Origin of the sequence: Faecalibacterium sp. i21-0019-B1, assembly GCF_042852915.1 — a bacterium.
In the GTDB taxonomy this organism is placed as follows: Bacteria; Bacillota; Clostridia; order Oscillospirales; family Ruminococcaceae; genus Faecalibacterium; species Faecalibacterium taiwanense.
On sequence record NZ_AP031425.1, the window covers coordinates 151,409 to 164,329 of the forward strand.

General features: G+C 59.2%; 14 protein-coding genes. 7 read left to right on the top strand and 7 right to left on the bottom strand.

Features of this window, described 5'->3' with window-relative positions; all coding sequences use genetic code 11:
• Positions 1-163 precede the first annotated feature (163 nt).
• Entirely contained in the window at positions 164-304 is a 141-nt protein-coding gene (locus ACGHP1_RS00725) for a hypothetical protein (RefSeq protein ID WP_005943803.1), read from the bottom strand.
• Positions 305-414: 110 nt separating this feature from the next.
• Between ACGHP1_RS00725 and ACGHP1_RS00730 the strand changes: the two genes are divergently transcribed.
• Entirely contained in the window at positions 415-2,079 is a 1,665-nt protein-coding gene (locus ACGHP1_RS00730; RefSeq protein WP_120080448.1) for a Na+/H+ antiporter NhaC family protein, read from the top strand.
• Between the two features lie 90 nt (positions 2,080-2,169).
• Entirely contained in the window at positions 2,170-2,631 is a 462-nt protein-coding gene (locus ACGHP1_RS00735) for a MarR family winged helix-turn-helix transcriptional regulator (protein ID WP_097781123.1), read from the top strand.
• A 49-nt stretch (positions 2,632-2,680) separates the two neighbouring features.
• On the opposite strand, the gene ACGHP1_RS00740 is transcribed toward ACGHP1_RS00735, so the two are convergent.
• A complete protein-coding gene (locus tag ACGHP1_RS00740) occupies positions 2,681-2,929 on the bottom strand; it encodes a hypothetical protein (RefSeq protein ID WP_390507217.1) in 249 nt (82 codons plus the stop codon).
• 196 nt (positions 2,930-3,125) lie between these two features.
• Between ACGHP1_RS00740 and ACGHP1_RS00745 the strand changes: the two genes are divergently transcribed.
• The 4 genes from ACGHP1_RS00745 to ACGHP1_RS00760 all read left to right on the top strand — a co-directional run bounded on the left by ACGHP1_RS00745 (position 3,126) and on the right by ACGHP1_RS00760 (position 5,958).
• Positions 3,126-3,893, top strand: coding sequence for an AzlC family ABC transporter permease (locus ACGHP1_RS00745; protein WP_390507219.1), 768 nt, complete (start codon positions 3,126-3,128; stop codon positions 3,891-3,893).
• The gene (locus ACGHP1_RS00750; protein ID WP_390507221.1) at positions 3,890-4,219 is read left to right on the top strand and encodes a branched-chain amino acid transporter permease; all 330 of its coding nucleotides are present in this window, start codon (positions 3,890-3,892) and stop codon (positions 4,217-4,219) included. Before ACGHP1_RS00745 ends, ACGHP1_RS00750 begins: the two co-directional genes overlap by 4 nt.
• Before the next feature lie 185 nt (positions 4,220-4,404).
• Entirely contained in the window at positions 4,405-5,262 is an 858-nt protein-coding gene (locus tag ACGHP1_RS00755) for an NAD(P)/FAD-dependent oxidoreductase (RefSeq protein WP_294647252.1), read from the top strand.
• Between the two features lie 6 nt (positions 5,263-5,268).
• Positions 5,269-5,958 carry a Crp/Fnr family transcriptional regulator gene (locus ACGHP1_RS00760; protein WP_005943776.1) on the top strand — a complete coding sequence of 230 codons (690 nt, stop codon included), beginning with the start codon at positions 5,269-5,271 and terminating at the stop codon, positions 5,956-5,958.
• A gap of 49 nt (positions 5,959-6,007) precedes the next feature.
• Here ACGHP1_RS00760 and ACGHP1_RS00765 read toward each other — a convergent pair whose 3' ends face one another.
• From ACGHP1_RS00765 to ACGHP1_RS00775, 3 genes are all read right to left on the bottom strand, one after another.
• Entirely contained in the window at positions 6,008-6,484 is a 477-nt protein-coding gene (locus tag ACGHP1_RS00765) for a hypothetical protein (RefSeq protein WP_154260092.1), read from the bottom strand.
• 25 nt (positions 6,485-6,509) lie between these two features.
• The gene (locus ACGHP1_RS00770) at positions 6,510-7,472 is read right to left on the bottom strand and encodes a GTP-binding protein (RefSeq protein ID WP_097774543.1); all 963 of its coding nucleotides are present in this window, start codon (positions 7,470-7,472) and stop codon (positions 6,510-6,512) included.
• An 89-nt stretch (positions 7,473-7,561) separates the two neighbouring features.
• Complete coding sequence (locus ACGHP1_RS00775; RefSeq protein ID WP_390507224.1) at positions 7,562-8,794, bottom strand: CobW family GTP-binding protein; 1,233 nt, start codon at positions 8,792-8,794, stop codon at positions 7,562-7,564.
• A 397-nt stretch (positions 8,795-9,191) separates the two neighbouring features.
• Here ACGHP1_RS00775 and ACGHP1_RS00780 point away from each other — a divergent pair, with 397 nt between their 5' ends.
• The gene (locus tag ACGHP1_RS00780) at positions 9,192-10,991 is read left to right on the top strand and encodes an aminopeptidase P family N-terminal domain-containing protein (RefSeq protein ID WP_390507226.1); all 1,800 of its coding nucleotides are present in this window, start codon (positions 9,192-9,194) and stop codon (positions 10,989-10,991) included.
• A gap of 75 nt (positions 10,992-11,066) precedes the next feature.
• Here the strand turns inward: ACGHP1_RS00780 and ACGHP1_RS00785 are convergent, their stop codons facing one another.
• Both ACGHP1_RS00785 and ACGHP1_RS00790 read right to left on the bottom strand, forming a co-directional pair.
• On the bottom strand, positions 11,067-11,972 hold the full coding sequence (locus tag ACGHP1_RS00785) for a glycosyltransferase family 2 protein (protein WP_390507227.1): 906 nt from the start codon (positions 11,970-11,972) through the stop codon (positions 11,067-11,069).
• Between the two features lie 14 nt (positions 11,973-11,986).
• Entirely contained in the window at positions 11,987-12,859 is an 873-nt protein-coding gene (locus ACGHP1_RS00790; protein WP_097774548.1) for a glycosyltransferase, read from the bottom strand.
• Positions 12,860-12,921: the final 62 nt, after the last annotated feature.

Below are 12,921 nucleotides of genomic sequence, written 5' to 3' on the forward strand. Positions count from 1 at the left end.
CCTTTTTGTCGCTTACACGACATCTTCCCCCGGCCGGGGGAAGTCTTTCTCAATGAGGGAGGCTTTGGCAGTACGGTAAAGTTCCCGGTTTTGCCAAAGGCTCTCCCCTTGGGAGAGCTGGCACCGAAGGTGACTGAGAGGGCGAGGACGCTGACGAAGAAAACTATTCTTCATCCGTCTGCTCTGTTTGCTCCAGCCTGATCGGCGGCGGGTCAGCTTCCAGCAGGTGCTGCTCGGCACGCTTCTGCGCGTCCTGCAAGAGCTGGGCGGCCTGCACGCTGGCCCGGAACAGCTCAAAATACATCGCTTTATAGTCCGGCGCGGTGCACACCTCCCTTGCATTCGATGGGGATAGTTTTTCCTGCGCAAAGAGGGGTATGCATCCCCGGAAATTTGAAAAAAGAGGAATCCGTTATGAAAAACAAGAACCTTTCATGGTTCGCAGCTCTGCTGGTGTTTGCCCTGCTGCTGTGGTGCACAGCGGCAACGCCCGGCAAGATCGCGGACCCGTCCACCTATACCTGTGCGGTGTACAGCACCATCTTTTCGCTGCTGCCGCCGGTGATCGCCATTGTGCTGGCGCTGAACACCAAGGAGGTGTACACCTCTCTGCTGGTGGGCATCGCATCCGGTGCACTGCTGTATGCCAACGGCAATCTGGAGCTGGCCATCAACACCCTGTTCTTCAATGAGGACGGCGGCATGGTGGCCAAGCTTTCGGACAGCAGCAACGTGGGCATTTTGGTGTTCCTTGTCATGCTGGGCATCCTTGTGGCCCTGATGAACAAGGCCGGCGGCTCTGCCGCCTTTGGCCGCTGGGCCTCCACCCACATCCACTCCCGGGCCGGTGCGCAGTTTGCCACCCTGCTGCTGGGCGTGATGATCTTTGTGGACGACTACTTCAACTGCCTGACCGTGGGCTCTGTCATGCGCCCCGTCACCGACCGGCAGAAGGTGTCCCGCGCAAAGCTGGCCTACCTGATCGATGCCACCGCAGCACCCGTGTGCATCATTGCGCCGGTGTCCAGCTGGGCAGCTGCGGTCACTTCCAGCGTGCCGGAAGGCTCCGGCATCAACGGCTTTACCATGTTCCTGCGCACCATTCCTTATAACTACTATGCCCTGCTCACCCTCGTGATGAGCCTGTTCCTCATCTTCACCGGCACGGACTTTGGCTCCATGAAGCTCAACGAGGACAACGCCAAAAACGGCGACCTGTTTACCACCGCCGACCGTCCCTACGGCAACGATGTGGACGATGGCACCGATACCTGCGGCCATGTTGCAGACCTGCTCGCCCCGGTGCTGGTGCTGATCGTGGCCTGCATCTTCGGCATGATCTACACCGGCGGCTTCTTTGAGGGCGTGGACTTCGTTACCGCCTTTGCGGACTGCAACGCTTCTGCAGGTCTGGTGCTGGGCAGCAGCATTGCCCTGCTGTTCACCTTTGTGTTCTACCGCGTGCGCAATGTGATGACCTTTCAGGACTTTGCCGCCTGCATTCCCGAGGGCTTCAAGGCCATGGTCAGCCCCATGCTGATCCTCTCCCTCGCATGGACCCTGTCCGGCATGACCGGCCTGCTGGGCGCAAAATATTACGTTGCCAACCTGCTGAGTGGCTCTGCTGCAGCGCTGCAGTACATGCTGCCGGTCATCATCTTCCTTGTGGCAGTGTTCCTTGCCTTTGCCACCGGCACTTCCTGGGGCACCTTCTCCATCCTCATCCCCATCGTGTGCCATGCCTTCCCGGAGGGCGAGATGCTGGTCATTTCCATTGCGGCCTGCCTGTCCGGTGCCGTCTGCGGCGACCACTGCTCCCCCATCTCGGACACCACCATCATGGCATCCGCCGGTGCCCACTGCAGCCATGTGAACCATGTGTCCACCCAGCTGCCCTACGCCATTACGGCGGCTTCCTGCGCGGCAGTGTGCTATGTGATCACGGGCATTGCACAGGCTTTCCTTGGCGCCAACGGCAGCCTGTTCACCTCGCTGATCCTGCTGGCCGTTGCCATTGCCGTAGAGCTGGTGGTGCTCAGCGTGATCCGTGTGCGCACGAACAAAAAGGCGGCAGAATAAATTCCTGCCCAAAATTCAGCTGTTTCGCTTTGCGCCGCGGCCAAAACGTGGTATTTTTAAATAAAATGAACTATCGGAGGCACACGACCTATGCTGGAACAGGCATTTCAGGACGTATACACCAAATTCAAGCTGCATTTCTACCAGAACGTTTTTCAGCGTTTTGCCACCCGGGAAGCCACGCTGACCACGGTGGAGTCCTTCTGCATGGAGGGCATCATGGCCATGGGCGAACCCACCATTGCGGAGTTTTCCCGCATGATGCAGATCTCCACCCCCAACGCGGCGTATAAGATCGGCAGTCTGGTGAAAAAGGGCTATGTGGAAAAGATCCAGTCCACCACCGACCGGCGCGAGTATCACCTGCGCCCCACCCAGAAGTATATCGATTACTACAACATCAGCTATTCCTACCTGCACACTGTGGTGGAGCGCGCAAGAGAGCGCTTCTCCCCCGAGGACTGTGCAAAGCTGGAGGAGATGCTCACCATTGTGAGCACCGAGCTGATGCCCGAGTTGGATATGCTCAAGAAGGACGAAAAGGCAGAATAAGCAACAAAAGAACTCCCGGACATCCGTCCGGGAGTTCTTTTGTTTCCCCTTACTTCTGCTCTTTATCCACTACCTGGATCTTGCCCTTCTTCCACAGCACATAGGAGGTAAGGATGCCGATGGGCAGCATCACGATGATGAAGATGCCCACAAGGCCGCCCAGCACGGAGCCGTAGCCTGCAAGGCGTGCGGCGAGGGAGAGCACCGTCATGATGATGAGCACCGGCAGCACGCCCTTGATGCCGCCCTTGACCACCTTGCTGCCGCTGGCAGAGCTGGCGAACAGGCCCAGCGCCATGGAGCCGAACAGGGACGGCAGGGGAATCCTTTAGAGGAAAATTGATTTCCTTGTTTGTTTTCGGATACGCCTTTGCAAAAGCCGTGAAACCTGCTATAATAATACAGACATCTACATATCGAAAAAGTGGGTTTGACGGCAGCACTGCGGCTGCGGTCAAAGGCCCTATGCTGTTTTTTTTTTGAGGGAAAGGCCAATGGAACACGTAACCGAACAACAACTGACAAGGAGGCAGAGCACCGTATGGCGGGCACTGCGTGCCGCCGCACCGCAGACCATTCCGGTGCTGGCGGGCTATTTTGTGCTGGGGATGGGCTATGGCATTTATGTGCAGTCGCTGGGCCTGCCGGTGTGGATGCCCATGCTCATGGGCACCGTGGTGTACGGCGGTTCGCTGGAATTTGTGCTGGCAAGCCTGCTGCTGAGCGCGTTCTCGCCCCTTTCGGCCTTCTTGATGGCGCTGATGATCCAGGCGCGGCATTTGTTCTACGGCCTTGCCATGCTGGAGCGCTACAAGGGCTACGGCCTGCGCAGCTTTTATATGATCTTTGCCATGAGCGACGAGACCTTTTCCATCACCTGTTCGGCCGAGCCGCCGGAAGGGGTGGACAGGGGCTGGTTCATGTTCTTCATCACCCTGCTGGATCAGTGCTACTGGGTGGCCAGTGCCGGTCTTGGCGCGGTGGTGGGCTCGGTGCTGCCCTTCAGCACCGAGGGTGTGGACTTTGTGATGACCGCCATGTTCACGGTGATCTTCCTCAACCAGTGGGAAAAGGACCGGCAGCACTACAGCGCCCTGATCGGCCTTGCCGCCCCGCTGGTGTGTCTGGCTGTTTTTGGCTCCAGCAGCTTTTTGCTGCCCTCCATGGGATGCATCCTGATCCTGCTTCTGGCCCTGCGTAAACCGATCGAAAAGGCCGAAGGCACCGAAGCAGAAAAAAGCGGCGAGGAGGTGGGCGCATGACCGCAGTCCAGATGGGCCTGACCATTGCAGTGTGCACCGCCGCCACCATGCTCACCCGCTTTCTGCCCTTTGTGGTGTTCTCTTCCAAGGATCAGCAGCCGCCGGAGGTGGTGCGGTATCTGGGCCGGGTGCTGCCCGCCGCCATCTTTGGTATGCTGATCGTCTACTGCCTGAAAAGCGTCACCCCCTTTGCGGACAGCCGCGGCATTCCGGAGGCCATCGCCCTGCTGGTGACGGTGGGCCTGCACAAGTGGAAGCATGAGACCCTGCTCAGTGTCGCAGGCGGTACGCTGTGCTATGTGCTGCTGGTGCAGCTGGTGTTCTGAAAGAAAAAAGCGCGCTGCCGAGCAGGAAGATTCCTGTACGACAGCGCGTTTGTGCATGGGACGATCCGCTGACAGCGAACCGGAGCGGGACCGTCCGAAAAACCGATGCTTTGCGACCCGGTCACGGAAATTTTTCAAAAAAAGGTGTATACTGTAGAAAAATGCATCCGAAGGAGGGTTTTCCCATGCCCAGCATCATCATTATAGGTTCCGGCCCGGCAGGCGTATCCGCCGCGCTGTACGCTGTCCGCGCCGGTGTGGATACCACGGTGCTCACCAAAGGCCCCGGTGCGCTGGACCGCGCCGAAAAAATTGAAAACTATTACGGCTTTGCCGAGCCGGTCTCCGGTGCGGAACTGGAACGCCGCAGCATCGAGAATGCAAAGCGCCTTGGTGTGAGATTCGTCACAGCCGAAGCCGTGGGCCTGACCTATACGGATAAACTCACCGTAGAAACAGTGGATAAAAATTACCCGGCGGACGCTGTGATCCTTGCCACGGGTGCATCCCGGGCGGTGCCGCGCATCCCGGGCCTTGCCGGGCTGGAGGGGCACGGCGTGAGCTATTGTGCCGCCTGCGACGCCTTTTTCTACCGTGGAAAGGACGTAGCGGTGCTGGGCAGCGGCGAGTACGCCCTGCACGAGGTGCAGGCTCTGCTGCCGGTGGCAAAAAGCGTTGCCCTGCTGACCAACGGCGCACCGCTGACGGCGGACTTCCCGCCAGAGGTCACAGTCTATCCGCAGGCGGTGGAGGCTGTTCTGGGCGAAACCGTTGTCACCGGCGTGCAGCTGTCAGGCGGTGTGCAGCTGCCTGTCAGCGGTGTATTTGTGGCACTGGGCGTGGCGGGCAGCACCGCACTGGCTAGGAAGATCGGCGCAGAGGTGGACGGGAACCGCATCGTGGTGGACGAAAAGATGCAGACCACCGTGCCCGGCCTGTATGCGGCGGGCGACTGCACCGGGGGCCTTCTGCAGGTGGCAAAGGCCGTGTATGAGGGCGCGCAGGCGGGCACTGAAGCCGCCAAGGCCCTGCGGAAAGGATGAAAAGCAATGTCGGAAACAACAAAGGAACACCGCGATTGTCTGGCCAAAGGTTTTCCCTTCTGGAACGACCTGACACCCGACGAACAGGACATGCTCTGCCGCTATACCCGGCCGGTGCACTACGCAAAGGGCGCCCGGGTGCACAGCCCGCTGGAAAGCTGTGTGGGCATCCTGCTGCTGCGCTCGGGCCAGCTGCGGGCCTACCTGCTCTCGGAGGACGGGCGGGACGTGACGCTCTACCGCCTGTTCGGCGGGGAGGTGTGCATCCTGTCGGCATCCTGCGTGATGGACTCGGTGAACATCGACCTGTATATTGATGCCGAAGAGGACACCGAGGCCTACTGCATCAGCGCGGGCGTTTTCCGCAGGCTGATGCAGCAGAATGTGCATGTGCGCTGCTACGCCTATCAGATGACGGCGGAGCGCTTTTCCGACAGCATGTGGACCATGCAGCAGGTGCTGTTCATGAGCGCAGACCGCAGGCTTGCCATTTTTCTTACCGATGAGCTGGCCAAGACCGGCGGCGACGAGGTGCGCATGACCCACGACCAGATGGCAAAATACATGGGGTCTGCCCGCGAGGTGGTGAGCCGGATGCTGAAATACTTTGCGCAGGAGGGCTGGGTGCGGCTGTTCCGGGGCGGCGTGCAGGTGCTGGACAGGAAAAAGCTGCAGCAGCTGGCAAGAGGAGAATAACAAAAAAGGGACGATGTGAACATCACATCGTCCCTTTTTGGGTCATGGGTTATCCTTTGCAGCCCTGTTCTTCCCAGTCGCCAAAGTCACTGGCTTCGGCGATCTTGGTGGGATCGAATTTTCCGCTCTCGTCTTTGGGAGCAACGGCGGGGCCTGCTTCCACAGGGTTCTGGTTGGGAGCTTCCGGGTCGAACACCGGCTTCTCACCGCCCTCCGCGGGTGCCGCCGGGGCAGAGGCTTCTTCGGCGGGCTGGGCAGCAGCTGCCGCTTCTTCGGCAGGAGCTTCCGGCGCAGCTTCTTCTGCAGCCTTTTCGTTGGCAGCATCGGAGGCTTTGGTTTCCGCTTCGGCGTAGGCTTCGGCAGTCTTGGCGGCTTCCTCAGCGTTCTGCTCGGCGTCCTCCGGGAACTCTACTTCCTCCACATGGAGCGGGTCTTTCTGGTTCAGGATCTTGTCCAGTGCCACAATGGCAGCACCGGTAACGGCCACCGCAGCGGCCGTGCCAAGGATACGAAACAGTGTTTTCATGCCGGGACCTCCTTGAAAGATCAGATCAAGAGAATGTTACCACATCGTTCAGCGGCTTTTCGGCAGGCTCCACCGAAATGGCGGTGAGCACCGGGCCTTTGCCGCGGTAGATGTTGTGGAACTTGTAGCCTACCTTTGCGGTCACCCGCACCCATGCGCGCTGCTCCAGCGCCTTGTAGCCATCGTAGCTGCAGGGAAAGCCCACGAACTGGATGTCCTGCACGCAGCAGGTCATGGCGAAACGGCCCGGCACGAAGCTGTTTTTGCCGGCACGGTTGGTCTGACACACCTGTGCAAGGAATTTGACCGTTTTGCCGGTATACTTCTGGGGCTCGTCCTGACAGTCCATGTACCAGATGCCAAAATCGTCATCCGGAATGTCGATGATGTCCGCGTTGATGTCAAAGGGCAGCGGATCAGGGATATCGTCGTAGGCCACGCTGCCGTCGGCAAACTCGTAGGCGATATCGCACTTGCGGGAAGCCTGACGCACCAGCTTGTGCAGCTCCTGACGGGCGGCATCGTTGTTCACGGCCTCAGCGCGGTTGAACACGATCAGCTCACTGCGGGCGATCTTGTCCAGCAGCAGGCTGCGCATGGAGTTGTCGCGGGCGTAGGTCAGGGCGGTGGTGCCGTCGGCGGTGGCGATGCACTGGTACACGATCCAGCTCTCGGGCAGAGCCTCGGCCAGATCCTGCAGCAGCCACATGCCGTTGTACTCAATGACCACACGGCCTGCACCGGATTCCTTTTCCAGTTTGAGCAGATTCTGCGGGTTCAGCTCGGCCTTGTCCTCCAGCACCTTGACGGTCACACCGGGAAAGGCGAACTTCTTCTCGTTGTACTCTTCTTCGCCCTCTTCGCAGATCAGCAGCAGGGTCTTGTCGCCGGAGTCAAAGTTGGGGTCTTCAAAGGTCTCCTGAATGAATTTGGTCTTGCCGCTTTCCAGAAAGCCCACAAACAGGTAGACCGGAATTTCTTTTGCCATAGGAATGGTTTCTCCTTAAAAAATCATTATCCAATCAGGCTCCCTCTCTGAGGGAGCTGGCAAACCCGTTAGGGTTTGACTGAAGGAGTTCAGCAGCCGAACAGCTCTGCAATGGCCTTTTCGTTCAGCTTGGAGCCGATCACGACCAGCTTGCCGCCCACATCTGCACCGCGGGCACGCACTTCCCATTCGCCGGGCACATAGTCGAACTCCAGCCAGCCGTCTGCGCCGCCGTTCACGATGCCCTTGCTGCGCAGGATCATGCCGTAATTGCCGGTATCCAGCTCGGTGAGGGCGTGCTCCACTTCTGCCTTGGTGAACTTGCGGGCCGTCTCAACGCCCCAGCTGGTGAATACCTCGTCGGCGTCGTGGTCATGATGATGGTGATGGCCGCAGCAGCAGTGGCCGTCATGGTCGTGATGATGCTCGTGCTCGTCGTCATCATCGTCATCATCGTGGTCGTGATGGTGGCCACAGCAGCAATGGTCGTGGTCGTCATGATCGTGGTGATGGTGCTCATCGTGATCATCATCTTCATCGTGATCGTGGTGATGCTCGTGCTCGTCCTCGTCGTCATCATCATCGTGGTCGTGATGATGGCCGCAGCTGCACACACCGTTCTCGTCATAGTGGTGATGATGGTGGTGATGCTCTTCTTCCTCGTCCTCGTGGGAGTGCTCCTCATTGGCCTTTGCAGCCATGGCGATCAGCTCTGCCTTGAAGTCGTCCTTGGTGGACATGGCCTTCAGGATCTGCTCACCGGTCAGCTCGTCCCATGCGGTGGTCACGATGGTAGCGGTGGGGTTCTTCTCGCGCAGCATGGCGACCGCAGCGGCGATCTTCTCTTCGCTGGCGGTCTGGGTGCGGCTGAGCAGGATGCAGCTTGCGTGGCTGATCTGGTCGTCGTAGAACTCGCCGAAGTTCTTCATATACATCTTCACCTTGTTCACATCGGCCACGGTGACAAAGCTGTTCAGCTGCACATCCAGATGCTCGGCCACGCCTTCCACAGCGCGGGTCACATCGGAGAGCTTGCCCACGCCGGAGGGCTCGATGACGATGCGGTCGGGGTGGTACTGCTCCACCACCTGCTGCAGGGCGGTGCGGAAGTCGCCCACCAGAGAGCAGCAGATGCAGCCGGCGTTCAGCTCGTTGATCTGGATGCCGCTTTCCTTCAGAAAGCCGCCGTCAATGCCGATCTCGCCGAACTCGTTCTCGATTAGCACCACCTGCTGGCCGGCAAAGGCCTCTTTGATGAGCTTTTTGATCAGGGTAGTTTTACCGGCACCAAGGAAGCCGGAGAAAATATCGATTTTGGTCATGATTCAATTGCCTCTTTCTTCGAATAGCACACAGAGCCGCAGAGTGCTGGCTCAAAAATCTTACACTCCTATTATAACAAGGCTGTCAATGGGAAAACCGCCTTTTTCAAGAAAAAATTGTAACTTTTTTTGCAAATTGGCGGCATTTTGAGGGAGAACGAACTCCCTCAGTCAAAACCTGACGGTTTTGCCAGCTCCCTCGGGGAGGGAGCCTCTGGCAGTACGGAAAAGCTTCCGGTTTCGCCAGTGGCCCCATCTCCGAGGGGGCTGGCATCGCGCAGCGATGACTGGGGGAGTTCCCCCTGCATTGCAATCTTTTTCCCGGAATGATACAATAAGGCCAAACAGAAATGCACCGCTGCCGGGCTTTCCGGTGAGAGAAAAGGAAGCAAATCATATGAGCATGAATACCGTTCCAGAGCGCCTTGCCGCTCTGCGTGCCGCCATGGCTGCAAACGGCGTGGCCGTTTATCTGATCCCTGTGGGTGATCCCCACGCCAGCGAATACCTGCCCTGCCATTACACCAGCCTGACCTGGTTCTCCGGGTTCCACGGCGAGAACTCCAACTTCGTGGTCACCCGCACCGAGAGCGCCCTGTGGGCCGACGGCCGTTATTTTGTGCAGGCCGAGAAGGAAATTGCGGGTACCGAGATCAAGCTGCAGCGCATGGGGGAACCCGGCGTGCCCACCGTGGAGGAATACTGCGCAAATGCCCTGAATGTGGGCGAAGCACTGGGCCTGTGCGGCCTGACCGCCAGCACGGCCCTCGTGAACGACCTGAAAAAGGCACTGGAAAAGAAGGGCGCTTTCATCAAGACCCTGAACCTTGAGGACGAGCTGTGGACAGAGGGCCGCCCTGCCCTGCCGGATACCCCAGCGTGGATCTTGCCGAAGGAATATGCGGGCTTCTCCCCGGCGGAAAAGCTGGATCAGCTGCGCAGCAAGCTCAAGGAGCTGGGCTGCACTGCTCAGTTTGTGGGCAAGCTGGATAATCTGGCATGGCTTTTGAACCTGCGCGCCATGGACATTGAGTGCACTCCCTATGCCATGGCCTACTGCTATGTGACCCCCAGCCGCGCGGTACTCTTCATCAACACGGCCCGCGTCACCCCGGAGGCAAAGGCAGAGCTGGAAGCCAACGGCATCACGCTGGCGGAGTATGATGATGTGCTGAAGTTCCTCGCTGCTGAGACGGAACCCCAGACTGTGCTGGCCGAGTGCTCCACGGTGAACTACGCCGTGTATCAGGTGCTGGAGCAGAACCCTGCCCTCACCGTGAAGGACGGCACCGACCCGCTGCTGATGATGAAGGGCGTGAAGAACGAAACGGAGCTTGCCCACACAAAGCAGGCCCATATCCGGGACGCTGTGGCCATGGTGCGGTTCCAGATCGAGCTGGAAAGCCGCCTTGCTGCCGGTGAGACCCTGACCGAGCTGACGGTGGATGAAATTCTGCACAAGTACCGCAGTGCGGACGATAAATTCCTTGTGGAAAGCTTTGGCACCATTGCGGCCTACGGCGGCAACGCAGCCATGATGCACTACCACGCCACCCCGGAAAATCACGCTGTGCTGGAAAAGAAGGGCTTTCTGCTGGTGGACAGCGGTGCCACCTACATGGACGGCACCACCGACATCACCCGCACCTACCCGCTTGGCCCGCTGACCGAGGACGAAAAGCGCTTCTACACATGGACTCTGCAGAGCCACATCGACCTTGCCAAGGCCGTCTGGCTGGATTACTGCGAGTGTAAGATGATCGACACTATTGCCCGGGAACCGCTGTGGCGGCACCTCATCAACTACCGCTGCGGCACCGGTCACAGCGTCAGCTTTGTGGGCAACGTGCACGAAGGCCCCCATGCCCTGAACAGCCGCAACATCACCCGGATGCGTCCCGGCATGGTGGTCACCGACGAGCCGGGCGTTTACGAGACCGACCTCGTGGGCATCCGCATCGAGAACGAGCTGGTGTGCGTGCACAAGGCCGATAACCAGTACGGTACCTTCCTTGGCTTTGAACCGCTGACCTTTGTGCCCATTGCCACCTCTCCCATCCTGCCCGGTGTGCTGGATAAGGACGAGATCGCATGGCTGAACGATTACCACCGTCAGGTGTTTGCAAAGCTGGCACCGCACCTGAACGACGAAGAGCGCAGCTGGCTGGCGGAGAAGTGTGCCGCCATCGGCTGCTGAGAAAGCGCAAAAAACACCCGGAGCCGTGCAGGAGCCAGAGCGGCTCTCGGCGGCAGCCGGGTGCTTTTTATAGGGTCACAGCTTGCAGCAGTGCGTCTGTGGGGTGTCCAGCGGCGGAAGAGTGAACTCGTTTTCGCCAAAGGGCGAACGCAGGATGGCCGCCCGCGTTTCCGGGTAGATGCCAAGTTCGGTGTAGATGTCCCGGTACAGGAGCATCACCCGCCGCCGCAGCGAAAGGATGTCGGCGGTGGTCACTCTGGAGTGGGAGACGCTCTGGCTGTTCTGCAGGTAGTAATAGCCGATGTCCGGGATGGAAACGGCGGTGCGCACGAAACGCAGATATTCGGTGTTGAACAGCTGATCCTCCGCAAACAATTCTTTGCGGAAATGGAGGCTGTGCTTCCGCAGGAGGTCACGGCGGTAGAGCTTGTTGCAGGGGCTGCCATAGTAGAAGGTGTTCGGCTTCTGGATCAGATGCTTTGCGTACTCCTGTCCGGTGTACACCCCGGCAGGCAGATAGCCATAGGCCCGGGTGCGGGGCGGATTGCGCTGGAGCACATGCTGCAGCGCCTTTTCCCATGGGCGGATGTGCTCCACATAGTTTTCCGGGTACACCATCCAGAAGGGCGCGATCACAAGATCGGCGGTGTGGGCCTCGGCGGCGGAGACCAGCTTTTCTGTAAAATCGGGGGCCAGCCAGTCGTCGCTGTCCACAAACTGGATGTATTTGCCGTGGGCCAGCGCAATGCCCTGATTGCGGGTATCCGCTGCGCCGGTGTTGGTTTTATCCACCAGTGCAATGCGGTGGTCGCTGGCGGCAAGGGCGCGGCAGACGGCAAGGGTGTCGTCGGTGGAGCCATCGTTCAGCAGCAGGATCTCAATGCTTTTATAAGTCTGGGCGCAGATGCTTTTGACACAGCGGGCAATGCACCCGGCAGTGTTGTACATGGGCACGATGATGCTTACAAGGGGAAATTCCATAGGTTCTCCTTTTCTCAGATGCGGCTGTGGGTGCGGGCAAATGCGTCGGAAAGTTTCTGCACCGGGCCGTTGGGCAGAGGGCTTTCAAACAGGCTCAGATAGATGCCGTGCAGCCGCAGGCGGAATTTATCGTACACGCCCAGCTGGATGCACAGTTCCTTGTAGGTGTGGTACATCCGGCTGCGGTGGCGCAGCATGTCCGCCGCGCTCACCTGCGTATGGCATACGCTCTGCGGGTTCTGGATGTAGCAGTAGGCGGCTTCGTCGATGGCGGCAAACCGCTGTGCCACCTGCAGATACCGGGTGTTGAACAGCTGGTCCTCGGCGTATACCACATGCTCGAACCGGATGTGCGCCATCTGGATGAGATCCCGGCGGTAGAGTTTGTTCCAGAGCACGCCGTAGTAAAAGGCAGCGGCATTGCCGGTGAGCTGCCACAGGTAATCCACCTTGTTGTACACCCCGGCGGGCAGCAGGCTGTACTCCCGGGTGTCATAGCCGCCATCCTTGCGGGGCACCATCATCCGGTAGGGAGCCAGCACAAGGTCGGCATGGCTGCGCTGCATAGCAGCCACCAGGTTTGCGGTGCAGCCCGGCAGCAGATGATCGTCGCTGTCCGCAAACTGGATGTATTCGCCGTGGGCAAGGGCAAGGCCGCAGCTGCGGGTGTCTGCTGCGCCGGTGTTGGGCTTGTCCACCACACGGATGCGGCTGTCGGCGGCAGCAAGCTTCCGGCAGACAGCAAGGGTGTCGTCGGTGGAGCCGTCGTTCAGCAGAAGGATCTCAAGCTCCGGGTAGCTCTGGGATGTGATGCTCTCCACACAGCGGGAGATGAAGCCCGCCGCGTTATAGGCGGGCACAATAACGCTGACAAGCGGCTGCGGCATGGCGGGTCCCTCCGTTTTTTCTTTTTTCGATGCAGCAAAGTTTTATTTATCATACTCCAGCC